We start from the raw sequence: 22,270 nt of genomic DNA on the forward strand, positions 1-22,270 counted from the left end.
CGCTCCTTATTCGGCAGGCTGCATGGTGGCGCCGGTTGCAGGCTGCGCACCGCCCATCGGGGCTTCGTTGCGCAGATTGCCGCGAATGGTCTGATAGACGTTCCAGGCCATCACGAAGCCACCGGCGAGGTAGAGCACGCCGCCAAGCGTACGGATGACGTAGTAGGGGAACATGGCGAGCACGGTTTCCGCGAACGAATAGACGAGGAAGCCCTGATCGTCGTATTCGCGCCACATCAGGCCCTGCTGGATGCCGGCGACCCACATGGCAGCCGCATAGAGAACGATGCCGAGCGTCGCCAGCCAGAAGTGCCAGTTGACCATGCGGATCGAATAGAGCCGCTGGCGGTTCCACAGCTTCGGCGCGAGATAATAGACGGCGGCAAACGAGATCATGCCGTTCCAGCCGAGCGCGCCCGCATGAACGTGACCAATGGTCCAGTCCGTATAGTGCGACAGCGAATTGACGGCCTTGATCGACAGCATCGGGCCTTCAAAGGTCGCCATGCCGTAGAAGGCGATGGCGGCAACCATCAGGCGGATGATCGGATCGGTGCGGACCTTGTCCCATGCGCCCGAAAGCGTCATCAGGCCGTTGATCATGCCGCCCCAGGACGGCATCCACAGCATGATGGAGAAGACCATGCCGAGCGTCTGCGCCCAGTCGGGAACGGCGGTGTAGTGCAGATGGTGCGGACCGGCCCAGATATAGAGAAAGATGATCGACCAGAAGTGCACGATCGACAGGCGGTAGGAATAGATCGGACGCTCTGCCTGCTTTGGCACGAAATAATACATCATGGCCAGAAACGGCACGGTCAGGAAGAAGGCGACGGCGTTGTGGCCATACCACCATTGCGTCACCGCATCCTGCACGCCCGCGAAGGCGGAATAGCTCTTCACGCCGAGGAACGAGACAGGGATCGCCAGGTTGTTGACGATATGCAGCATGGCGATGGTGATGATGAAGGACAGGTAGAACCAGTTCGCCACATAGATGTGCGGCTCCTTGCGCTTCAGGATCGTGCCGAGGAAGACGACCAGATAGGCGACCCAGACGATGGTGAGCCAGATGTCTACATACCATTCCGGTTCCGCATATTCACGGCTCTGGGTGATGCCGAGCAGATAGCCGGTCGCGGCCATCACGATGAAGAGCTGGTAGCCCCAGAACACGAACCATGCGAGGTCGCCGCCGATGAGGCGGGCGCGGCAGGTGCGCTGCACGACATAGAAGGACGAGCAGATCAGCGCATTGCCGCCGAATGCGAAAATCACCGCCGAGGTATGCAGCGGGCGCAGGCGGCCGAAGTTCAGATAGGGTTCCAGATTGAGATCGGGAAAGGCAAGCTGCGCGGCGATGATGACGCCGACCAGAAATCCGGCCACGCCCCATAAAACCGTCGCGATGACACCGTAACGGATCGGGCCGTCCATATAGGTGGACTGGTCGACCTTTTTCGGCGTCAGGCCGTAATCGGCGTTCCGCATCAGAAGAATGGTGAAGATGGCCAGTGTAGCGAACAGAATCCACATGTGGGTTCTGAACAGCTCATCATGGGAAAATCCGGCCAGAAGCACAGCAAAAAGTGCCCCCAGACCGGAAAGGACTGTTCCAGCGGCGTAGTTCATGAAATCCCCTCGCAGCGCATGACAAGAGCCGTCTCGGGTGAGACAGCAATAGCGATAAGTTCGCTATCTGCGCTCGGCGTCCGGGTGTCATTGATCTAAATCAAAGACATTGCTGAAGCCCCGGAAAGACAGGGGAGAAAGCCTGATCAGGTTTCGTCGTGAAGCGGTTCCAGCTGGATCATGATATCGACCTTCCTGATCGTGTGTCCGGCAGGCGGGGCGGGAAGCGGGCCGACGCTTATCGATTCCGACGGGATATCGATGATGCGATCTTCGGCTGCGATATAGAAATGCGTGTGGTCGCCCGTATCGGTGTCGAAATAGGTCCGTTCGCCATTGAAGGATATCTTGCGGATCAGGCCCGCTTCAGCAAACTGGTTCAGCGTGTTGTAGACAGTTGCCACCGAAAGCATTTCTCCCGCCAGCCGTGCCTCTTCATAAAGCACGTCCGGCGTGACATGCCGATGTTTGTCCAGAAACAGCAATTGACCAAGCGCCATGCGCTGGCGCGTGGGGCGAAGGCCAGCCCGCTTGAGGATTGATCTGACCTTAGAGGCAAGTTGCTTCCGGGAGCCTCTGCCGTTTCGTGCGGGTTGCGGTTTGAACAGCATGTCTAGCCTCAATGATCTGTCTGGCGGAATGAAAATGTGCTGGAGGCAGCGAAAGCCGCCGTACTTTTAAGCGGACGAAGTGCCTTTCGCGGCGAAGATCCGAAAATGCAAACCCGCCGGATCGCCGGGAAAAGCAATCCGTTCCCATAATTGCAAATGATTTGCAATTGCATAATATAGCTGAAATCCGGTTCGTCAACGGAAATGACAGGAGACCGGTGTTATATCATCCGATGATGGTGCCGGGCACGATGATCGATGCGGTCAAGCCTCCTTGCGGGCGGTTTTGCAGCTGCAATTCGCCGTCCATCCGCTCCACTGCCATTTTCACGATGGCAAGCCCAAGGCCGCTGCCGGTTTCGTTGCGGTGGGTGCCGCGGAAGAAACGTTCGGTCACGTGCGGCATTTCGCTTTCGGGAATGCCGGGGCCGTCATCTTCGACGATCAGCTTGAGCTGGTCCGCTGCGGCTTCGAGGCGGCAGCGCACGGTTCCGCCTTTCGGGGAGTGGTTGACGGCGTTTTCGATCAGATTGCGTGCGGCAAGCGTGAAGAGATGCGGGGAGGGCATTTGCACCAACGGCATGTTGCCCGGCAGTTCGATGGAAACGCCGCGCTGTGCCGCAAGCATCCGCATGTCGGTGGAAACAGCCACCAGAAGCTGGCACGCCGGTTCGCAGGCAGGCGTCGTCATTTCGTCGCTGGTTTCGAGTGCGGCGAGATCGAGAAGCTGGTTGGTAAGGCGGCTGGTGCGGTCGACGCCCGCCGCGATCTGGCGCACCGCATTGGCGCGCATGTTTTCGTCCTTTGCGCTTTCGGCAATCTGCGCCTGCGTTTTCAGCCCCGCCAGCGGCGTCTTCAGCTCATGCGCGGCAAAGATCGCGAAATTGCGTTCACGCTCGCGGGCTTCCTCGACACGGTGGAAAAGCCCGTTCAGCGCGGTGACGGCAGGCGCAATTTCGCTTGGCAAATTCTGTTCAGGCAGCGGGTGCAAATCTTCCGCCCGCCGCTTGGAAAGCACCGACGCAAGGCGGCTCAGCGGATCGAGGCCGCGCCGCACGCACAGCCAGATCATCAGCGCCAGGACCGGCAGCATCAGCAAGGCCGGCAGCACAAGTCCGGTCACGACATTCTGCACCAGCCTGTCGCGCACGCTCAAGCTGTCGCCCACCATGACGCGCAGGCCGAGCTGCGTATTTTCCACCGCGAAGACGCGCCAGCGGTCGCCCGCCACCTCCGTATCGGAAAAGCCGTTGGCAACCGTGGTCAGCCGCACGCCGGGCGCGCTTTCCGACCGGCCCACAAGCTTGCCGTCGAGCGCCCATATCTGGCAGAAAAGCTGCCGGTCGTAGATCGGAAAATCGGGAAGCGGTTTCAGGGAAAGCTGCCCGCCATCGCCGTCCGGCCCCACCTCGACGCGATGCTCGGTCAGAAGCGAATTGACCATGCGCGCGGCTTCCATCAGGCGCGCATCCAGCACCTTTTCAAGCTGCGACTGGGTGCTGATGTGAATCCACACCACGGCGAACAGCCAGACAAGGCAGGTAACGCCGATGAGGATGCCGGTGAGGCGGCTGCGAATGGAATTCATGCCTTTGCTCCCGCCAGCCGATAGCCAACCCCGCGCACTGTTTCGATATAATCCGAACCGAGCTTCGCCCGCAGATGGTGGATATGCACTTCCACCGCGTTGCTTTCCACTTCCTCCTGCCACCCATAAAGCGCTTCCTCCAGCGAGGATTTGGAGAAGGTGGCGGTCGGACGCTCCATCAAGGCGCGCAGAATGGAGAATTCCCGCCGCGTCAGGCGGACGGGCTCGCCATGAAACCGCACCGACATCTCCGCCGGATCGAGTTCCACGCCGCGCCATTCAAGCAGCGCATTGGCGCGTCCGGCACCCCGGCGGGCGATGGCGCGCACGCGGGCCGCAAGCTCGTGCAGATCGAAGGGTTTGCCGACATAATCGTCTGCGCCTGCATCAAGGCCCGCGATGCGCTCGGGCACCTGATCGCGCGCAGTCAGCAGAAGAACCGGTGTCTCGTCGCGGCCGCGCCGCATGGTTTTCAGAATGTCGAGGCCCGAGCCATCGGGCAGCATCAGGTCGAGCACGACCGCGTTGTAATTCTGCGCCGCAAGGGCGGCTTCCGCATCGCCGCAACTCGAAACGGCGTCCACGGTGAAACCGGCAAGCCCAAGCCCTACGGTCAGTCCGTCGAGAAGGATCGTGTCGTCTTCCACCACGAGTATGCGCATGAATTCCTGTTTCTGCCTTGATTGATGTTTAAGCCCGCCTGGCTTTTTCACCGCGCCAGCTTAAGGCTGCCTTAAGGTGGCGGGCACATTCGCTTTTTGCAACATGATCCAATTTATCCGAATCGAATTTATGCGGAAAACCGTGACACGTCTTTTTGCGAGCCTTACAATCCTCCTCCTCGCCCTGCTTCTGGCGGCCGGTCCCGCTGCGGCCTCCAGCCCGCTGCCGGTCGATCAGGCTTTCCGCCTGAGCGTTTTGAAGGATACGGATGGCCGGCTGGTGCTCAACTGGCAGATCGCCGACGGTTACTATCTTTATCGCGACCATATCGAGGCGAAGGACGGGCAGGGAAACGCGCTTGCCGTCGATACGCAGCCCGGCCAGCCAAAGGACGATCCGAATTTCGGGCGGCTTGAAGTTTATTACACCCATGCCACCGCAAGCGTGAGAGCGGGTACAGAGCCGCTTGAACTCACCTATCAGGGCTGTCAGGAAGACGGCATCTGCTATCGTCCGGAAACCAGGACGGTCGATCCGGTCACGCTCGCCATATCGAGCGAGAAGGGCCAGAAAGCCAAGCTGCTGACGCGGGCATCGGCATTCGCACCGGCTGCGGTGCCAGCCGCTCCGCAAGGTGCGGCATTTGCCCTCGCGCCTGAAAAGGGCATGGTCGAGGGGTTGCTCGATCAGGGCGGCACCGGGCTGGTGATCGCGGCATTTCTGGCTTTCGGCGTGTTGCTTGCCTTCACGCCTTGCGTCTTTCCCATCTACCCTATCCTTGCCGGAACGCTGGCGCGGGAAGGGGAGAAGTTGACGGCAAAGCGCGGCTTCGTGCTTTCGTCTGTCTATGTTGTCAGCCTGGCGCTCGGCTTCGCAGTGGTGGGCGCGATAGCAGGCTGGTCGGGCCAGAACCTGCAAATGGTGCTGCAATCGAAATGGACAGCGCTTGCGCTCGCCGGAATATTCACACTTCTGGCGCTCTCCATGTTCGGCCTGTTCCAGATCCAGCTGCCAAATTCATGGGTCAGCGCTATTTCTTCGCGGACCGGTCAGCGCACAGGTTCCAAACGTTCTGCCGCCATTCTCGGTTTCTCATCCGTGCTGATCGTCGGCCCCTGCGTGACGGCGCCGCTTGCAGGCGCGCTGCTCTATATCGCGCAAACGGCCAATGTCGCGCTCGGCGCTTCCGCGCTCTTTGCGCTCGGCATCGGCAAGGGATTGCCGCTCGTTGCTTTCGCCACGCTTGGCGCAGGCACGCTTCCACGCGCAGGCGCATGGATGGAAACAGTGAAGCAGGTTTTCGGCTTCGGTTTTCTGGCGACCGCAATTTTCATGGCGGCTCCCCTCCTGCCTCCCGGCGTCGACATGGTGGCGTGGGCGCTCCTGCTTTTCGGGGCTGCAAGTTTTGCATTCCTCAAAATTCCGGGGCGCAGCGTTGTCGCCCGCACCATCGGCACGGCGGCTTTCGTTTACGGCGTCATTTTGATGCTCGGCGTGGCTTCGGGCGGAAAAGACCCGTTGCAACCGCTGGCCGCATTCGGTAACCGTGGCGGCAACCAGAATCTGGCCGCGCTGCAATTTGCGCCGGTCGAGACGGTTTCTTCCCTTCAGGAGAAACTTGGCAGGGCGCGCGGCGACAAGCCGACGCTTGTCTATTTCACGGCGGACTGGTGCGTAAGCTGCTCCACCGTGGAGCGCCGGGTTTTGCCCGATGCTGGCGTGAAGAAGGCGCTGGAAGGCTATCAGCTTGTCAAGGCGGATATTTCCGAGCTTACAGCAGGGAACGCCGATCTTATGGCAAAGCTTGGTGTGGCCGGTCCGCCGACGATGATCTTCTTCAATCGCATCAGCAAGGAAGCGGAGGGGACCAGATTGGTGGGCGATGTCACAGCCGCCTCTATCGAACGTTCGGTCAGCCTTGTGAGTGCGGGCCGGAAACAATGAGCAAATGTATTGAAATTGGCCCGGGGGCAAAGAAATTGACTATATTGAATGAGAAGCCGGACACATGGAAGTCGCTGTTCCGGGTGGCCGCGATTGCATGTCTGCCTTTTGTTGCTGCAGCCTGCACGACCGCGTCCGCGGACCGGCCGATTGCCGTCACCATGCCGCAGCCGGTGGCCTTCACGCCCGAACCTGTTGCAGCAGAGCCGGTGAGCCAGCCAGCGCCGGAAGTGCAAACGGCCAGAAGCGAATATGAGACCATGTATGGCGCGGTGAACGACCGCGGCAATCTCATTCCCGCACTTGATGTCAACAAGATCGCGGAGCGCAATCTGCGCCGCGAAGTCGACTATGCCACGAACGAGCCGGTTGGCACCATCGTGGTCGATCCCTATGCGCGCTATCTCTATCTCGTGCAGCCGGGCGGCAAGGCGATCCGCTATTCGGTAGGCGTCGGTCGCGCCGGTCTCACCTTCTCGGGCGATGCGAAGGTTGCCTACAAGTCGCAATGGCCGCGCTGGACGCCGACCGCCAACATGATCAAGCGCAATCCCGAGCACTACGCAAAATACGCAAACGGCCTGGAAGGCGGCATCCGCAATCCGCTCGGTGCCCGTGCGCTCTATCTCTATCGCGATGGCAAGGATACGCTCTACCGCATCCATGGGACCAACGAGCCATGGTCTGTCGGCAAGGCGGCGTCGTCCGGCTGCATCCGCCTCTATAATCAGGACATCCTTGATCTCTACAAGCGCGCCAATTCCGGTGCGCGTGTCGTCGTGTTGGATAAATCCCAATCGGGCAAAGGAGCAAGCTCATGATGAACCGCCGTCAGATACTGGCCGCAACGGCGGCAGGCGCCGCAACGATTGCCATTTCGGGCGGCGAGAGCCTTGCGCAACGCGTGCCGACGGTTGCGGAAGTCCTTTACGACAAGGAAATTCCGGTTCTGGGCAACCCGAACGGCAATGTGACCATCGTGGAATATTTCGACTATCAATGCCCCTACTGCAAGAAGGGGCATGGCGAGTTGATGCGCGTGGTCAAGAATGACGGCAATGTCCGCCTCGTCATGAAGGACTGGATCATCTTCGGCGACACGTCAGCCTATGCCGCACGCCTCGTTCTGGCGGCGGAAAAATCCGGCAACTATGTGAAGGCAATGGAAGCGCTGATGGCGACGCCCGGTCGCCTCACACCGGAACAGGTGGATGCGGCATTGAAAAAGGGCGGCCTCGATCCGGCAAAGCTCGATGCGGCCTATAAGGCCGATTCCAAGCGCATCAATGCCATTCTTGAGCGCAATATGGATCAGGGTGAAGCCTTCAATTTCGGCGGCACGCCTTCCTTCGTCATCGGCACCAAGCTTTACGGCGGTGTCATGAAGGAGCCGGAGCTGATCGAGGCGATCAAGGAAGCGCGGAAGTCTTGAACAGATACCGATGATAAAAGGGCGGAGTTGAAAGCTCCGCCCTTTCTGATTCAAAACGGATAATACTGCGGGCCTTCGATGGTGATCCAGCGCAGGTCGGTGAACTCATTGATGACGGCCTTTCCACCGAAGCGGCCATAACCGGAAGACTTCACGCCCCCGAATGGCATTTGCGCTTCGTCCGCCACCGTCGGGCCATTGATATGGCAGATGCCGGTTTCAAGCTTTTTCGAAAGCGCCAGGGCGCGTTTCACATCCTGGCTGAAGATCGCCGATGAGAGACCATATTCGGTGTCGTTTGCCACGCGGATCGCCTCGTCGGCATCCTTGACGCGGATGATGGGTTTTACCGGCCCGAAGGATTCCTGCGCATAGATGTTCATATCCGGCGTCACGTGATCGATGATCGTCGCCTCGACGATGGAACCATTGCGCTTGCCGCCTGCCAGAACCTTGCCGCCTTTCGACACGGCATCCTTGATAAGAGCGTCCATGCGCTCGGCGGATTTGAGGTCGACCAGTGAACCGAGCACGACATTGCCGCGCGGGTCGCCGGCGGGCAGGGATCTTGCCTTGGCGGCAAGCTTTTCCGCAAAGGCATCCGCCACCTTCTCATGCACGATGAAGCGTTCCGTGGACATGCAGATCTGGCCCTGATTCATGAACGCGCCAAAGGCAGCGGCATCGACAGCTTGATCGAGATCGGCATCCTCCAGCACGATGAACGGTGCCTTGCCGCCGAGTTCCAGCAGCACCGGCTTCAGATGTTCCGCGGCCTGTTTCGCGATGATCTTGCCGACATGGGTGGAGCCGGTGAAATTGATGCGGCGGATGGACGGATGGGCGACAAGGGCCGCGACGATTTCCGGCGCGTCTTCCGGAGCATTGGAAATGACATTGACCACGCCTGCCGGGAAGCCCGCATCGTTGAGCGTCTTGACGATCAGGTGGTGAACGCCCGGACAGGATTCGGACGAACGCAGGATAACCGTGTTGCCGCAGGCAAGCGCGGCTGCAATAGCGCGCACGCCCAGAATGATGGGCGCATTCCACGGCGCCATGCCAAGCACCACGCCGACCGGCTGGCGCACGGCCATGGAAACGATGCCGGGCTTGTCGGACGGGATGATCTCGCCGGTGATCTGGGTGGTGAGCGCTGCGGCCTCGCGCAGCACACCGGCCCCAAGATGCACATTGAAGCCCGACCATGGGGCGGTCGCGCCGGTCTCCTCCAGCATCAGGCGGGTGAATTCATCGGCGCGGCTTTCCATGAGGTCGGCGGCCTTGTTCAGAAGCGAACGACGCTCGTTCGGCCCGGTTTCCGACCAGCTTTCAAAGGCTTTCGCGGCAGATTTTGCAACCGCATCGACATCGGCAAGGCCGGCCGCAGGCGCTGTGGTGGCGACTTTTCCGGTGACCGGGTCCTTGCGGTCGAATGTCTTGCCGGACGCGGATACCGCTTCCTTGCCGTCGATGATGAAGCCGATTGTCGTCATGATCTTCTCCCTGTTTGCCTTTCATATCATGGTATAAAAGCTGGAAACTTGCATGTTCCTTATTTGTGAACAGACTGTGCAACGGCGCTGTCTCGAATTTGAAAGCAAGCAGCGGAGTGTAGCCTCGACGCGGTGGCATTAGCCTTCCTTCATGCTCATATTGAAGGATTACGGACATGAACCTTATGACCATGAAGACCCACGATCCCGATGAAAATCGCTGGCAGAAGGTGCTCGACCGCGACAAGGCGTCGGACGGGGCTTTTGTCTATGCTGTCCGCACCACCGGCGTCTATTGCCGCCCGTCATGCCCGTCGCGGCGCGGAAAGCGCGAAAATGTGCAGTTTTTCGACCATTGCGAGGATGCCGAACGCGCCAGCTTCCGGCCCTGCATGCGCTGCAAGCCGCATCTTTCCGAAACGCTGGCGACACAGAACAGCACCCGCTATGCCGAGATGGTGGCGAGCGCCTGCCGCTTCATCGAAACGGCGGAAGAAGTGCCTTCGCTCGAAGAAATAGCAGCTTCCGTGAAGGCAAGCCCTGCGCATTTTCACCGCATATTCAAGGAGTTCACGGGGCTGACCCCAAAAGCCTACGCCGATGCGCATCGCGCGAAAAAGATGCGGGCAGCGCTCGATGCGCCGGAGATCCGCGTAACCGACGCCATCTATGATGCCGGTTACAATTCCAGCAGCCGCTTCTATGAGGCTTCGGACGGGATTTTGGGAATGACTCCAAAGGCTTACAGGCAGGGCGGCAAGAATGCGGATATCCGTTTCGCCATCGGCCAGTCGACGCTGGGCGCCGTGCTGGTCGCGGCAAGCGAAAAGGGCGTCTGCGCCATTTTGATGGGCGACGACCCGGAAGAACTGATCCGCGATCTCGAAAAGCGTTTTCCGCAGGCAAATCTCATCGGCGCAGACCGTGATTTCGAGGATATGGTCGCCGAGGTGGTTGGTTTCGTCGAAGCGCCGCGCATCGGGCTCGACCTGCCGCTCGACCTGCAGGGAACTGCCTTCCAGCAGCGCGTCTGGCAGGCCTTGCGGGAAATTCCCGTCGGTAAAACAGTAAGTTACACCGAGATTGCCGAGCGCATAGGCGCGCCGAAATCGGTGCGCGCGGTGGCGCAGGCCTGCGCGGCCAACAAGATCGCGGTCGCGGTCCCGTGCCATCGGGTCGTGCGCAACGATGGCGGTCTCTCCGGCTATCGCTGGGGCGTGGAGCGCAAGCGCGATCTCCTGAAGCGGGAGAGCCAGGCATGAACAGAAACGAACCCTTGCAGGCGGAAAATATCCCCACCTATGACTGGCAAAAAATCGGTGCCGAACTGGACGAGTTCGGTGCCGCAATCCTCAAGAACATAATTTCGCCACAGGTTTGCCGCGAGCTTGCCGCAGGTTATTACAATTTCGCCGCATTTCGGACGGTGATTTCGATGCGAAAACACGGTTTTGGACGCGGAGAATACAAATATTACGCAAATCCCATTCCTGCCTTAATTTGGAATCTGCGCCAGAAGCTCTATCCGAAGCTTGCTCCCATCGCCAATCGGTGGAGTGAACGGCTGGGATCGGACATCCGTTTTCCGCCGACCCATGACGCCTTTCTGGAACGCTGCCACGCGGCGGGGCAGACGCGTCCGACGCCGCTCATCCTGCAATATGTCGAGGGCGACTATAATTGCCTGCATCAAGATATTTACGGCGATATCGCCTTTCCGTTGCAGGTGGCGATTCTGCTGTCCGAGCCGGAGCGGGATTTTACGGGTGGGGAGTTTGTCCTGACCGAACAGCGTCCGCGGATGCAGAGCAGGGCGGAAGTTGTACCGCTCCGGCAGGGCGATGGTGTGGTTTTCGCGGTCAATGACCGTCCGATGCTAGGAACGCGCGGCGATTATCGCGTCAGGATGCGGCACGGCGTCAGCCGCATCCGGTCCGGCCAGCGGCATACGCTGGGCATAATCTTTCACGATTCCAGATAGAGGTTGAAACCGGGGTTTCGATGGCCTTTGATCGCAACAAAATGATCGAAGGAGTCGGATATGAGCGTGACCATCTACGGTATCAAGAACTGCGACACCATGAAGAAGGCGCGCACCTGGCTTGAAGACCATGGCATCGACTACGCGTTTCATGATTACAAGAAGGAAGGGCTGGACGGCGAAACGCTCGACCGTTTCCTGAAGGATATTCCGTGGGAGCAGCTGCTCAACCGGGCCGGAACGACGTTTCGCAAACTGCCGGACGAAGAACGCCAGAACGTCGATGCCGCCAGGGCGCGGGCGCTGATGCTGGCACAGCCATCCATGGTCAAGCGTCCGGTTCTCGATCAAGACGGAAAGCTGACGGTGGGTTTCAAGCCGGACCAGTACGAAAACTTCTTCAAGCCTTGAGGCGGGAAAACGCTGCTATAGATAGCTGCCGGTAACAGAGCACGTTTCGATCCGATTGAAACAGTCCGGTGCTCTATTATTTGTTTTTAAGCACATCCCGAAAACGGCTTCACACTTTTCGGGATGTGCTGGATGGAGAGATCGATGCGGCAGCGCGCGAACAAGGTTGTCCAGCAATGGTCCGCGAGCTGGCGCGATTCCCTGATCGCGTCCTTCGCGGGCGGGGTCGCCTGGCTGATCTGCCAGTTGCTTCTGAACCAGCCGAAACCCGTTTTCGCCATGGTCACGGCTGTGATCTGCCTGGCGCCGAACCTTCCCAACCATGGCAAGCAGGCAATCGGCGTGATGGTGGGCGTCACCACCGGCGTGCTGGTCGGGGAACTTTCGCTGCTCTTGCCGGAAACCGTTCCGGTCTTCCACACGAGCATCGTGACTTTCATTGCCATGGTGCTGGCGACCTCGTTCGGCATGGCGCCGGCAATCGCCATCCAGTCGGGCGTTTCGGCGATTCTGGTTCTCGCCATGGGGCCGCAGGTTGCGGGCGTGACGCGGCTGGTGGATGTGCTGGTCGGCGCGGGCGTGGGCCTGCTGTTCAGCCAGATATTGATGACGCCGAGCCCGCTGCTTCTGATCGACAAGGCCGCGCGCGGCCTGCTCGACCGGCTGGCAAAGGGCCTGAAACAATCGGCCGTGGCGCTGGAAAAGCAGGACCCGGTGCGGGCGCAAAGCGCGATCAACCAGTTCACGTCGGCGCACCGGGCGGTGATCGCATTGGGCGACGGCATCGCACTGGCCCGCAGCAATGCGCGCTGGTCGCTGCGCGGACGGCTGGTGGCGCGCGAGGTTACGGAAATGGCCGGGCGCTATGATCGGCGCGGCATCCGTCTTTATGCATCGGCGCTATTGTTCGGGGAAGCGCTGGGCAATGCGCTGCGCAAGAAGGAAGCGCCGCCGCCGCCGTGGCTGATGGAAGCATTGCAGGTGGTTGTCGCCAATTGCGAGCTGGAGGAAGGGCAGGAGCCACGCCGGATTCCGTCCATGCCGAAGGATATTCCGTTCGGCTGGCGCGATTGCGCGCACCGGCTGTCGTCGGTCCAGGACACGCTTCTGCACTTCCTGCATTCGGATATTCCCGACAGCGTTCCCGTACCAACACAGCGGCAAAAGCAGGATGAAGCCGCGGCCTGAAGAGCTTCAGAGAAGCGCCCGCACATGATGCGCCAGTTCGTCCGCCGCCTGCCCTGCGAGCAGGGGATGGCTTTGCCAGTCGTCAACAGCCGCGCCGCGATAGGCCGACTGCGCGAGCTTAAGGACTGCGGCGGTCTCGGGTGAGACAAGCGGCAGCGCCCATTCGGCGGCGGCGTCCTTCGGCGCGAATTTTCCGGTTTCGAGCGTGTACCACATGCGCGCAAGCGTCAGCAGGACATTGCGCTCGTCGCCTGCAAGGTTGCCGAGCAATGCGGGCAGCGCATCGGCAATTGCCCGCCGCACGTCTTCATTCGGCACGGTTGGCAGAAGATGCTCGCGCATCGGACCGACGAGGCTTATGGCTTCCTGAGCGGCTTGCGCGAGCACCAATGTATATTCGGGATCGGCATGCGGCTGCGGCACGGTTCCCGCCTCGAATTCGTCGCGCAGCCATTCCCCATAGATGAAGGCGCAACGCGCGGGATAGTGGAGGGCGGCGAGGTCCTGCCGCAAAAAGATCATCACTTCCAGACACCGGGGTGTTCCGGGCTTGACCGGATACCGACCCGATATCTGTAGCAGCCGATCAACGGGACCCGCGCCGGTTTCAGGCGTCAGTGGCTGATCGCTGACTGCCAGGAGATCGACATCGCTGTTGGGGCGAAGGCCGCCTTTCACGGCGGAGCCATGCAGATACACGGCCTGCAAGGAAGGTCCCAGACATTCCTGCAGGACGATCAGGGCCTTTGCCGCTTCTTCGGGAATTGCTGCATGTTTTCTGTCCATCGTTCGTTGATACTGACCCCGGCGGACATATACAACGGCAGCCGACGACAGAAGGCCGTCGCTTTTTCAGGCAGCAGCAACTTCTTGCCGTTCCAAGGCGCATCCCGAAAAGTGCAAAGCGGTTTTCGGACAAGATGCGCTTTAAGATAATAACTTGAGCACCGATCCGATTCACTCAGATCGGTGCTCAAGAATGCGGTCGATCAATCCCCATTCGAGCCCCTGTTCGGCGGTCATGAAGTTGTCGCGGTCAAGCGCGCGTTCCACCTCTTCATAGGTGCGGCCGCAATGTTCGGCATAAAGCCGCGTCATCAGCCGCTTGGTTCGCTGCGCTTCCTCGGCATGGATGAAAATGTCCGATGCCTGCCCCTGAAAGCCGCCGGAGGGCTGGTGCACAAGCAGGTTCGCATTGGGAAGGGCGGCGCGATGGCCGGGCTCGCCCGCCATCAGCAGGAAGGAACCCATCGAGCGGGCCGTGCCCATGCAAAGCGTGTGCACCGGCGCGCGGACATAGCGCATCGTGTCATAGATCGCGAGGCCGCTGGTCACGACGCCGCCCGGCGAGTTGATATAGAGATTGATCGGCTGTTTGGAATTTTCCGCTTCCAGAAACAGCAGTTGCGCGCAGATCAGCGCGGATACGGTGTCGTTCACTTCGCCATTGAGAAAGATGATCCGCTCGCGCAGCAGCCGCGAATAGATATCGAACGACCTTTCGCCACGGCTCGACTGTTCGACAACCATAGGGACGAGTTGCATCGTTTCGCGCATCGGCGAACTCCTCTCTTCCAAAATCAGGATGTGAGTGTTTTAGGCGGCGCGCATCACCGGCGCCCGGTTGCTGTTGGCGGCAGCCGCTGCAACGCGCTTCAGGCGCGTGTCGTTCAGCTTGTGGATGACGCGCAGGCTGGTGCCGCCGGAAATGCCTGGCACGATGCGGAACGTCACCATGCTTTCCAGAAAGGGCGGTTCGCTTTCCCGCATCCGGTAGCTGATCTCCTCGCCGGGCTTGCAGGAAGCGGGTTCCGGATCGGCCAATGCCTCGGACGGAAGCCAGTTTTCGCGAAACTCCGGAATGCTGATCGCGCGCCAGACCTTCTGGGGTGCGGCATCCAGCTCATATTCCAGCTCTATTGCTTCTTCGCGGTGTTCTTCCTGCCGGTCGGTCATTGGTCCATATCCTTCAGCAAGGTTTTGAGAGCATCGATACGTTCCGGCCAGTAAGCGCGGTATTTGGCAAGCCAGTTGGCAATGAGTGTCAGCCCGTTCGGATCGACTTCATAATTGACGAAGCGCCCCTCACGTTCCTCGCGCACCAGTCCCGCGCCGCGCAACACCGCCAGATGCTGCGACATGGCGGGCTGGCTGATCTCCATGCCCTCGCGCAACGCACTGGCATTCAGGCTGCCCGATGCCAGCTTCTCGAAAATCGTGCGGCGGGTCGGGTCGGCAAGCGCCCGGAATATATCGTTGAATGTTTCATTCTCGTTCATGCGGACACATAAGCACGCACTTATGCGATTCGCAAGAGAAAGTTATGCAGATATCGAGGACAATGCGTGTCAGCCGAGCTTGTTCGCTGGCACCCAGCCCGCAAGCCCATCCGGCGCGCTGCACCAGGCCCACCCATGCGTTTCTTCGATGACGAGGAGGATGGCACCCTTATCGCAGGTCAGTTCCATCGCCGAATAGTCGCGAAGGGCGATAACCCCGCCATCCCTGACGATCACACTGTCATCAGGAATCCATCCTGCGCGACCATCCGGACCGACGGCCCATAGCCACCGGTAGCCATCCCAGATTTCAGCTTTCCCGGTCAAGGATAGAGCCTGCCCTTGTGTAAAGGCGACGGGGTCCTGGTAGGATGCGATGTGATCTTCCAGCAGGCGTCTTAGAGCCTGTTTATCAGGCATCGGTTTCTCTTCCAGCATTGTCAATCCGGCGAATGAAACTGCATGGTGAAGACCTTTCCGCCTATACCCTTTGCCAGTGAGGGACCGAGCTTCAGCGGCGTGCATTTTTCCACCGCCGCTATTGCGGCATTCACAAAGGCCTTTCGGGCCTCATCATCGCCCTGAACGTTGATCGCGCTGGCCCGGGGCGGCCCCATAAGGCTTCCGTCGCGTTTGAAGCTGAAGCTCAGCGTGACGGCTGAATTCTTGCTGCCCGCAGGCGCGGACCAGCAGGCGTTCAACGCGCTGCCGACGTCGTCCATCGTTTTGAGTTCCTGCGCGTTGACTGCCCCGGCGGTCGCGATCGTCACGGCGGCCAGCAGACATGCGGATAGTTTGCGCCCCTTCATCCTGATCCTCCATCAAGAAAGTGTAGTAACTCTATTGTAGGTCTGCTTCGGCGGACTTCAAATCCAACTCTGTTGTTATGGTTAGAAGATCGGGAACGGTTTCACCTCAATCCGGGTGATCGATCCGATCAGAAAAATTCAATTGTCGTCGTGCGATTGAGGTTTATTTTCCCGCCAATGACCGAGACCTCCCTGCAAATGACCAATCCCCTGTCCTCGCAACATCGCACTGCCGTTCGCTATGCTTTCGGCGGTTTCCTTGCCATGGCTGCCGCCATGGGCATCGGGCGTTTCATCTATACGCCGATCCTGCCGGGAATGATGGCCGATATCGGCTTCACTGCCGCCGATGCCGGCTTCATCGCGTCGGCAAACTATATCGGCTATCTGCTGGGGGCAGTCGTTGCCGGTTACGGCTGGTCTGCGGGCATCGAACGCGCCAGCGTGATTGCGGGCCTGATAATCAGCGGATTGCTCTGCGCCGCCATGGCGCTCGTCGATGGTGTATGGGTGTTTTCCGCCATCCGCTTTGCGGCAGGTTTCATCAGTGCGGTGACGATGATCCTGTGCACGGCAATCGTGCTCAGCCATGTCACGGCGGCGGAAAGGGCGGGGCTTGGAGCTCTGCATTTCGGCGGTGTCGGCAGCGGCATTGCGCTTTCTGCCGTTCTGGTGGCGCTGATCCGCTTTGCCGGGCTCGACTGGCGGGCCGACTGGATCGGCGCTGCCGTCCTGACTATCGTGATGGCTGTTCTGGTTGCCGCATTCGTCAGGGAAGGGCCGGTCGGCGGAAACAGCGGCACGCGCGAGCCGCCGCTCCCGAAAGGCTTTGCCTTCAACGCGCTGGCGCTGGCCTATGGCATTTTCGGCTTCGGCTATGTGATCACCGCAACATTCCTGATTGCGATCGTGCGCGCGACCGATGGCGGCCCGCTGATGGAAGCGGCGGTGTGGGTGGTGGCCGGTCTGGCGGCCGCCCCGTCGATCTGGCTGTGGGCGCCGGCTGCCAGAAAGTTCGGCCTCTTCAACGCTTTTGCCCTGACGGCTGTTCTCGAAGCGGTCGGCGTTGCCGCAAGCGTTGTTCTGGCGCCGCCGCTTGGGCCTCTTGTGGGCGGTGCGCTTCTGGGCATGACCTTCATGGCATTGACGGCGTTTGGATTGCAGATTGCCCGCACGCTCGCACCGTCTTCACCGAAACGCGCTCTGGCGCGGATGACCGTCTGCTTCAGCATCGGCCAGATCGTCGGCCCGCTGGTGGCAGGCTTCATGGCGCAGCGTTCCGGTTCGTTCACTGCGGCAAGCCTCGCCGCAGCGCTCTCGCTGGTGGTCGTTGCGGTGCTCGGCATCATGGCGGGACGCGCTGCCAGAGCAACGGGCTGAAAACCTTACAGGAATTTAACTGGAAAAGACGCAAGGACCGGCTTCTTATGAGGACAGTTCCTCACGAGTTGGATGTCATTCGGTGTTTGTGTCGTTCTTTCCCCGCCCGAAACTGTTCTTCTGGTCCGCCCTGGTCTGGAGCCTGCTGGCGATAATCGGCTGGTATGAGGGAGGGGAAAGGCTGGGCGCGACATTCGGCCTGCCGCCGCTGGCGCACGATGCCGCGCCGATCATCGGTGCAAGCATCTTCTGGTCGGCGCCGTTTCTCTGGTTCTACATCTATTTCGCGGTGGCGGTGATCGCATTCTATCTGTTCTGGGCGTGGTTCTCTCCGCACCCGTGGCAGCGCTGGTCGATACTCGGATCGGCCCTGATCCTGTTCACCACCTATTTCGGTGTGCAGGCCAGTGTGGCGGTCAATGCCTGGTATGGGCCGTTCTACGACATGATACAGAAGGCGCTTTCGACGCCCGGCGCTGTAACGGCCAGTGATTTCTATTGGGGCACGGTCGATTTTCTGGGTATCGCCTTCGTCGCAGTCACGGTCAGTGTTCTGAGCCTTTTCTTCGTCAGCCACTATATCTTCCGCTGGCGCACGGCGATGAACGACTATTACATGGCATATTGGCCGCAACTGCGTCATATCGAAGGAGCGGCCCAGCGTGTGCAGGAAGACACGATGCGCTTTTCCACCACGCTGGAGCAGCTGGGCGTCAATCTGGTGAAAGCTGTCATGACGCTGATCGCCTTTCTGCCGGTCCTGTTCAGCTTTTCCGAGAAAATCAATGAGTTGCCGATTATCGGCGTAATCCCGCATGCGCTTGTGTGGGCGGCTCTTTTCTGGGCCGCTTTCGGCACCGGTTTGCTGGCGCTGGTCGGCATCAAGCTGCCGGGGCTGGAGTTCAACAATCAGCGGGTGGAAGCGGCTTACCGCAAGGAACTCGTCTATGGCGAGGACCATGAAGATCGCGCCGGGCCGGTCACAATGACTGAATTGTTCGGCAACGTTCGGCGCAATTATTTCCGGCTCTATTTCCACTATGTCTATTTCAACGTCGCCCGAATTATATATCTGCAGGCGGACAATGTTTTCCCGACCGTGATCCTCATACCGTCCATCGTGGCGGGCAAGCTGACGCTCGGCCTGATGAGCCAGATCACAAATGTCTTCTCGCAGGTGCAGGGATCGTTCCAGTATCTCGTCAACTCATGGACGACGATCATCGAACTGCTGTCGATCTACAAGCGTCTGAGAGCTTTCGAGGCGACTATCCGCGACGAGCCGCTGCCTTCGCTGGATCGCGAAAATCTGGAAACGGCGCCGTCGGCATAGGGGAAGTCAGGACCTGTTCTCACCGGCATGGATAGCGTCCTTGTCGAGACTATCCAGATAATCGCTGTAGGTTGTGCATTTGACGTCCGGCTTGGTGCAGACTTCCGTCACCAGCCGTTCCATGGCGCGCCAATAGGCGCCGTCATTCATCAGTACGAAATGGAAGCCAAGCTGTAGCGGAATGCGTTCGCCCGCATATTGCTTGTCGAACGCCGCCCGGAAAGCCTTGTAGGCCCGCTCCTCGAAAGCCGCCGATTGCTGGGGCGCTTCCTTGCCCTTCGAGTGGCGGACATAGAGATTATAGTCCATCGCCACGATGGGGCGCTGCGACGGGCCTTCCGGTACAAGCGGCAATCCGAATGAAGCGAATTGACCGGCAAGGATCGGCTCTTCCGGACCGCGCGTGACGGAGGATGCCTGATAGCGAAAGCCGTTCGCCCTGAGTGCATCCTGTACCGGCTTTGATGCGGCGAGATAGGGCGCGCGGAACCCGCTTATGCCCGTCATTGCAAGATCGCGCCAGCCTTCCGGCTCTCCATCGATGCCGTTATTCCGGTAGGCGTCGGCGGTAATGCGGCGAAATTCCTTGATCTCCTTGTCCCAGTCGGCGGTCGACCAGTCGGTGCCATCAAAATGGCCGCAGCCATGGCTGGCAATTTCGTTTCCTTCCAGATGCGCCTGCCAGACATTGCCGAGGCGGGCGACCACCTCGTCGCGGCTCAATGCAAAGCCGACATTGGACGAACCGGCCCGCTTGCGGGGCGGCTGGTAATCGCGCCGGTCCTGCCTGGTCATCAGGAAGACGCAGGAAAGGAAATAGGTGAAATGGGCGTTGTTCTTCTTCGCCAGTTCGCGCGAGCGGGTCCACAGCGCATTGTCATGCGCGCCATCGAAGGAAATCAGCACATATTGCGGCTTTGCGGACACCGGTTCTGCCTGCGCGGTGCAGGTGGAGAGAGCCAAAGCGGACAGAAGAACAGGGCGGGGGGACAGAAAGCGCATGAATCACGAAACGAAGCGGGGGAGGAACAGTTCCAGAGATTTCGTGGCTAGTTCTTGAATAAGGCTATTCTCGGACCGAAATGCGCTTTGTGACACTTGTTTCCGCTTATTTCGCAGACGGGTCTTACATATGGCGCGAATTCCGACTAAAAGCGCCAGAACGTACAAATACGAACATCAATTTGGCTTTAGTGGCAGGTCCATGGCAGACGACAGTTTCATTCGCGAGGTAAACGAGGAAATCCGTTCGGAACGGGCAAAGCAGGTCTGGCGGAATTTCGGCCCGCTGGTGATCGGTGCCGCCGTGGCCATCGTTCTGGGAACGGCTGGCTGGGTCGGCTATCAGCACTGGACCGACAGCAAGGCTTCCGCTTCCGGTGACAAGTTCCTTGCCGCACTGGATCTCGCCTCGGAAGGCAAGAACGACGAAGCGCTCGCCGCGCTCGACGATCTGGAAAAGACCGGCTACGGCTCCTATCCGGTGCTGGCGCGTCTTCGCGCTGCATCGGTCATCGCGGACAAGGGCGACGCCGCCGGTGCCGTCAAGGCTTTCGATGATATCGCTGCCGATAACGCCGTGCCCGCGCCGCTGCGCGATGTCGCACGCCTGCGCGCCGGTTATCTGCTGGTCGACAGCGGTTCCTATGACGATGTGGCAAAGCGCGTTGAAACGCTTTCCGCAGACGGCAATCCGATGCGCTCCAGCGCGCGGGAAGCCCTGGGTCTGGCTGCATGGAAGGGTGAACGTTTCGATGATGCGGTCAAGCTGTTCCAGCAGATTGCCAATGACAGTCTGGCCCCGGCCAATATCCGCCAGCGTTCCAATACGATGCTCGATCTGATGCGCAGCGCAGGCGTCAAGGTGCCTGACGCGCAAAGCACATAATAGAACGAGCGCATCCCGAAAAGTGCGAAGCGTTTTTCGGATAAGATGCGCGTCAAGATAAATGAATATGGCGGTTCCACGTTTCGATAGAAATCGGAACCGCTCTGGTTTCTGGAGTCATCTTCTCCCATGGGTTTCACAGTCGCCATCGTCGGGCGTCCCAATGTCGGCAAGTCCACGCTGTTCAATCGCCTCGTCGGCCGCAAGCTGGCGCTGGTCGATGACCTGCCGGGCGTTACGCGCGACCGGCGCATCCACGATGCCAAGCTCTACGATCTGAAGTTTCAGGTGATCGATACGGCCGGTCTCGAAGAGGCTGCCAATGACAGCCTGGAAGCGCGCATGCGCGCCCAGACCGAGGCCGCTATTCAAGAAGCCGACGTTATCCTGTTCGTCATCGACGCCAAGGCCGGGATCACGCCGACCGACAGCACCTTTGCCGAAGTCGTGCGGCGCTCGGGCAAGCCGGTCGTGCTTGTTGCCAACAAGGCGGAAGCGCGCGGCGCGCAATCCGGCATGTACGACGCCTTCCAGCTTGGCCTTGGCGAACCGTGCCCGATCTCTGCCGAACACGGCCAGGGCATGCCCGACCTGCGCGATGCGATTGTCGAGCTCCTGGGCGAAGAACGCGTCTTTGCCGACGAGAAGGAAGAGGAAGCCGCGGACGAGGTTTTCACGCCGAAGGCTGTCGGCGAACTGATCGGCGACGACATCGAGGACCCGGATGAAGAAGAAATCCCGGCCTATGATGCGACCAAGCCGATGCGCATCGCCATCGTCGGACGGCCCAATGCGGGCAAGTCCACGCTGATCAATACGATGCTCGGTGAAGATCGCCTGCTGACCGGGCCGGAAGCAGGCATCACGCGCGACTCGATCTCGGTGGATTGGGAATGGCGCGGCCGCAAGATCAAGCTGTTCGATACGGCTGGCCTGCGCCGCAAGTCGCGTGTGCAGGAAAAGCTCGAAAAGCTGTCGGTTGCCGACGGCCTGCGCGCCATCCGTTTCGCGGAAGTCGTCATCATCGTCCTCGATGCGACGATCCCGTTTGAAAAGCAGGACCTGCAAATCGCCGATCTCATCATCCGCGAAGGCCGGGCACCGATCATCGCATTCAACAAATGGGATCTGATCGAGGACCGCCAGATGGTCCTGGCCGATCTTTACGAAAAGACGGCCCGTCTGCTGCCGCAGGTGCGCGGGCTTCGCGCCGTGCCGATTTCAGGCGAGCGCGGGCAGGGCATCGACAAGCTCATGGAGAATGTCGTCAAGACCCACGAAATCTGGAACCGCCGGGTTTCGACCGGTCGTCTCAACCGCTGGCTGGCGGGCGTCATTGCGCATCAGCCGCCGCCGGCAGTTTCGGGACGCCGCCTCAAGGTCAAATATATGACGCAGGTAAAGACCCGCCCGCCGGGCTTCGTCGTTTCCTGCTCGCGCCCCGATGCGATGCCGCAATCCTATGTGCGCTACCTCATCAACGGCCTGCGCGAAACCTTCGACATGCCGGGCGTGCCGATCCGGCTTTCGTTGCGCACCTCGGACAATCCGTTCGCAGGCCGCGCGAAGAAAAAGAAATAAACGCCATAGAGAGAAAAAGCCCGGATCGCTCCGGGCTTTTTTTGAAGGGATGAG

The 22,270-nt window shown here is 60.0% G+C and carries 23 protein-coding genes; 11 read left to right on the plus strand and 12 right to left on the minus strand.

Features of this window, described 5'->3' with window-relative positions:
• Positions 1-6: 6 nt before the first annotated feature.
• The 4 genes from ccoN to J9800_RS12415 all read right to left on the minus strand — a co-directional run bounded on the left by ccoN (position 7) and on the right by J9800_RS12415 (position 4,493).
• Complete coding sequence (gene ccoN, locus J9800_RS12400; RefSeq protein WP_114214080.1) at positions 7-1,632, minus strand: cytochrome-c oxidase, cbb3-type subunit I; 1,626 nt, start codon at positions 1,630-1,632, stop codon at positions 7-9.
• A 146-nt stretch (positions 1,633-1,778) separates the two neighbouring features.
• The gene (irrA, locus tag J9800_RS12405) at positions 1,779-2,243 is read right to left on the minus strand and encodes an iron response transcriptional regulator IrrA (RefSeq protein WP_114214079.1); all 465 of its coding nucleotides are present in this window, start codon (positions 2,241-2,243) and stop codon (positions 1,779-1,781) included.
• Between the two features lie 226 nt (positions 2,244-2,469).
• A complete protein-coding gene (locus tag J9800_RS12410) occupies positions 2,470-3,831 on the minus strand; it encodes an ATP-binding protein (RefSeq protein ID WP_114214078.1) in 1,362 nt (453 codons plus the stop codon).
• Positions 3,828-4,493: a response regulator gene (locus J9800_RS12415; RefSeq protein WP_210845733.1), complete on the minus strand. Its 666-nt coding sequence runs from the start codon at positions 4,491-4,493 to the stop codon at positions 3,828-3,830. Before J9800_RS12415 ends, J9800_RS12410 begins: the two co-directional genes overlap by 4 nt.
• 142 nt (positions 4,494-4,635) lie before the next feature.
• On the opposite strand from J9800_RS12415, the gene dsbD reads away from it, so the two are divergent.
• The 3 genes from dsbD (at position 4,636) to J9800_RS12430 (ending at position 7,870) form a co-directional block, all read left to right on the plus strand.
• Positions 4,636-6,438 carry a protein-disulfide reductase DsbD gene (gene dsbD / locus J9800_RS12420; RefSeq protein WP_353618734.1) on the plus strand — a complete coding sequence of 601 codons (1,803 nt, stop codon included), beginning with the start codon at positions 4,636-4,638 and terminating at the stop codon, positions 6,436-6,438.
• Between the two features lie 83 nt (positions 6,439-6,521).
• Entirely contained in the window at positions 6,522-7,259 is a 738-nt protein-coding gene (locus J9800_RS12425) for a L,D-transpeptidase (protein WP_114214609.1), read from the plus strand.
• Positions 7,256-7,870, plus strand: coding sequence for a DsbA family protein (locus J9800_RS12430; protein ID WP_114214076.1), 615 nt, complete (start codon positions 7,256-7,258; stop codon positions 7,868-7,870). Before J9800_RS12425 ends, J9800_RS12430 begins: the two co-directional genes overlap by 4 nt.
• Positions 7,871-7,920: 50 nt before the next feature.
• On the opposite strand, the gene J9800_RS12435 is transcribed toward J9800_RS12430, so the two are convergent.
• On the minus strand, positions 7,921-9,366 hold the full coding sequence (locus tag J9800_RS12435) for an aldehyde dehydrogenase (protein ID WP_114214075.1): 1,446 nt from the start codon (positions 9,364-9,366) through the stop codon (positions 7,921-7,923).
• 176 nt (positions 9,367-9,542) lie between these two features.
• Here J9800_RS12435 and ada point away from each other — a divergent pair, with 176 nt between their 5' ends.
• The 4 genes from ada to J9800_RS12455 all read left to right on the plus strand — a co-directional run bounded on the left by ada (position 9,543) and on the right by J9800_RS12455 (position 12,946).
• The gene (gene ada, locus J9800_RS12440; RefSeq protein WP_114214074.1) at positions 9,543-10,628 is read left to right on the plus strand and encodes a bifunctional DNA-binding transcriptional regulator/O6-methylguanine-DNA methyltransferase Ada; all 1,086 of its coding nucleotides are present in this window, start codon (positions 9,543-9,545) and stop codon (positions 10,626-10,628) included.
• Complete coding sequence (locus J9800_RS12445; RefSeq protein WP_114214073.1) at positions 10,625-11,347, plus strand: 2OG-Fe(II) oxygenase; 723 nt, start codon at positions 10,625-10,627, stop codon at positions 11,345-11,347. Before ada ends, J9800_RS12445 begins: the two co-directional genes overlap by 4 nt.
• Positions 11,348-11,407: 60 nt before the next feature.
• A complete protein-coding gene (locus J9800_RS12450; protein ID WP_114214072.1) occupies positions 11,408-11,758 on the plus strand; it encodes an ArsC family reductase in 351 nt (116 codons plus the stop codon).
• A 144-nt stretch (positions 11,759-11,902) separates the two neighbouring features.
• Complete coding sequence (locus J9800_RS12455) at positions 11,903-12,946, plus strand: FUSC family protein (RefSeq protein WP_114214071.1); 1,044 nt, start codon at positions 11,903-11,905, stop codon at positions 12,944-12,946.
• 6 nt (positions 12,947-12,952) lie between these two features.
• Here J9800_RS12455 and ant(9)-Ic read toward each other — a convergent pair whose 3' ends face one another.
• The 6 genes from ant(9)-Ic to tolA all read right to left on the minus strand — a co-directional run bounded on the left by ant(9)-Ic (position 12,953) and on the right by tolA (position 16,034).
• Complete coding sequence (gene ant(9)-Ic / locus J9800_RS12460) at positions 12,953-13,732, minus strand: aminoglycoside nucleotidyltransferase ANT(9)-Ic (RefSeq protein WP_114214070.1); 780 nt, start codon at positions 13,730-13,732, stop codon at positions 12,953-12,955.
• A gap of 171 nt (positions 13,733-13,903) precedes the next feature.
• A complete protein-coding gene (locus J9800_RS12465; protein ID WP_112590509.1) occupies positions 13,904-14,503 on the minus strand; it encodes an ATP-dependent Clp protease proteolytic subunit in 600 nt (199 codons plus the stop codon).
• A gap of 39 nt (positions 14,504-14,542) precedes the next feature.
• A complete protein-coding gene (locus J9800_RS12470; RefSeq protein WP_114214069.1) occupies positions 14,543-14,902 on the minus strand; it encodes an SRPBCC family protein in 360 nt (119 codons plus the stop codon).
• A complete protein-coding gene (locus J9800_RS12475; protein ID WP_112590507.1) occupies positions 14,899-15,225 on the minus strand; it encodes an ArsR/SmtB family transcription factor in 327 nt (108 codons plus the stop codon). Before J9800_RS12475 ends, J9800_RS12470 begins: the two co-directional genes overlap by 4 nt.
• 69 nt (positions 15,226-15,294) lie before the next feature.
• On the minus strand, positions 15,295-15,645 hold the full coding sequence (locus J9800_RS12480; RefSeq protein ID WP_114214608.1) for an SH3 domain-containing protein: 351 nt from the start codon (positions 15,643-15,645) through the stop codon (positions 15,295-15,297).
• A 20-nt stretch (positions 15,646-15,665) separates the two neighbouring features.
• Positions 15,666-16,034, minus strand: coding sequence for a cell envelope integrity protein TolA (gene tolA, locus J9800_RS12485; RefSeq protein ID WP_114214068.1), 369 nt, complete (start codon positions 16,032-16,034; stop codon positions 15,666-15,668).
• 198 nt (positions 16,035-16,232) lie between these two features.
• On the opposite strand from tolA, the gene J9800_RS12490 reads away from it, so the two are divergent.
• Positions 16,233-17,414, plus strand: coding sequence for a YbfB/YjiJ family MFS transporter (locus tag J9800_RS12490; RefSeq protein WP_114214607.1), 1,182 nt, complete (start codon positions 16,233-16,235; stop codon positions 17,412-17,414).
• An 82-nt stretch (positions 17,415-17,496) separates the two neighbouring features.
• A complete protein-coding gene (gene sbmA / locus J9800_RS12495; protein ID WP_114214067.1) occupies positions 17,497-18,747 on the plus strand; it encodes a peptide antibiotic transporter SbmA in 1,251 nt (416 codons plus the stop codon).
• 6 nt (positions 18,748-18,753) lie between these two features.
• Here the strand turns inward: sbmA and J9800_RS12500 are convergent, their stop codons facing one another.
• Positions 18,754-19,749 carry a polysaccharide deacetylase family protein gene (locus tag J9800_RS12500; RefSeq protein WP_114214066.1) on the minus strand — a complete coding sequence of 332 codons (996 nt, stop codon included), beginning with the start codon at positions 19,747-19,749 and terminating at the stop codon, positions 18,754-18,756.
• 202 nt (positions 19,750-19,951) lie between these two features.
• On the opposite strand from J9800_RS12500, the gene J9800_RS12505 reads away from it, so the two are divergent.
• Entirely contained in the window at positions 19,952-20,635 is a 684-nt protein-coding gene (locus J9800_RS12505; protein WP_112590503.1) for a tetratricopeptide repeat protein, read from the plus strand.
• A gap of 129 nt (positions 20,636-20,764) precedes the next feature.
• A complete protein-coding gene (der, locus tag J9800_RS12510) occupies positions 20,765-22,216 on the plus strand; it encodes a ribosome biogenesis GTPase Der (RefSeq protein WP_114214065.1) in 1,452 nt (483 codons plus the stop codon).
• Positions 22,217-22,270 lie beyond the last annotated feature (54 nt).

It is taken from the genome of Ochrobactrum sp. AP1BH01-1 (assembly GCF_018066705.1).
Lineage (GTDB): Bacteria > Pseudomonadota > Alphaproteobacteria > Rhizobiales > Rhizobiaceae > Brucella.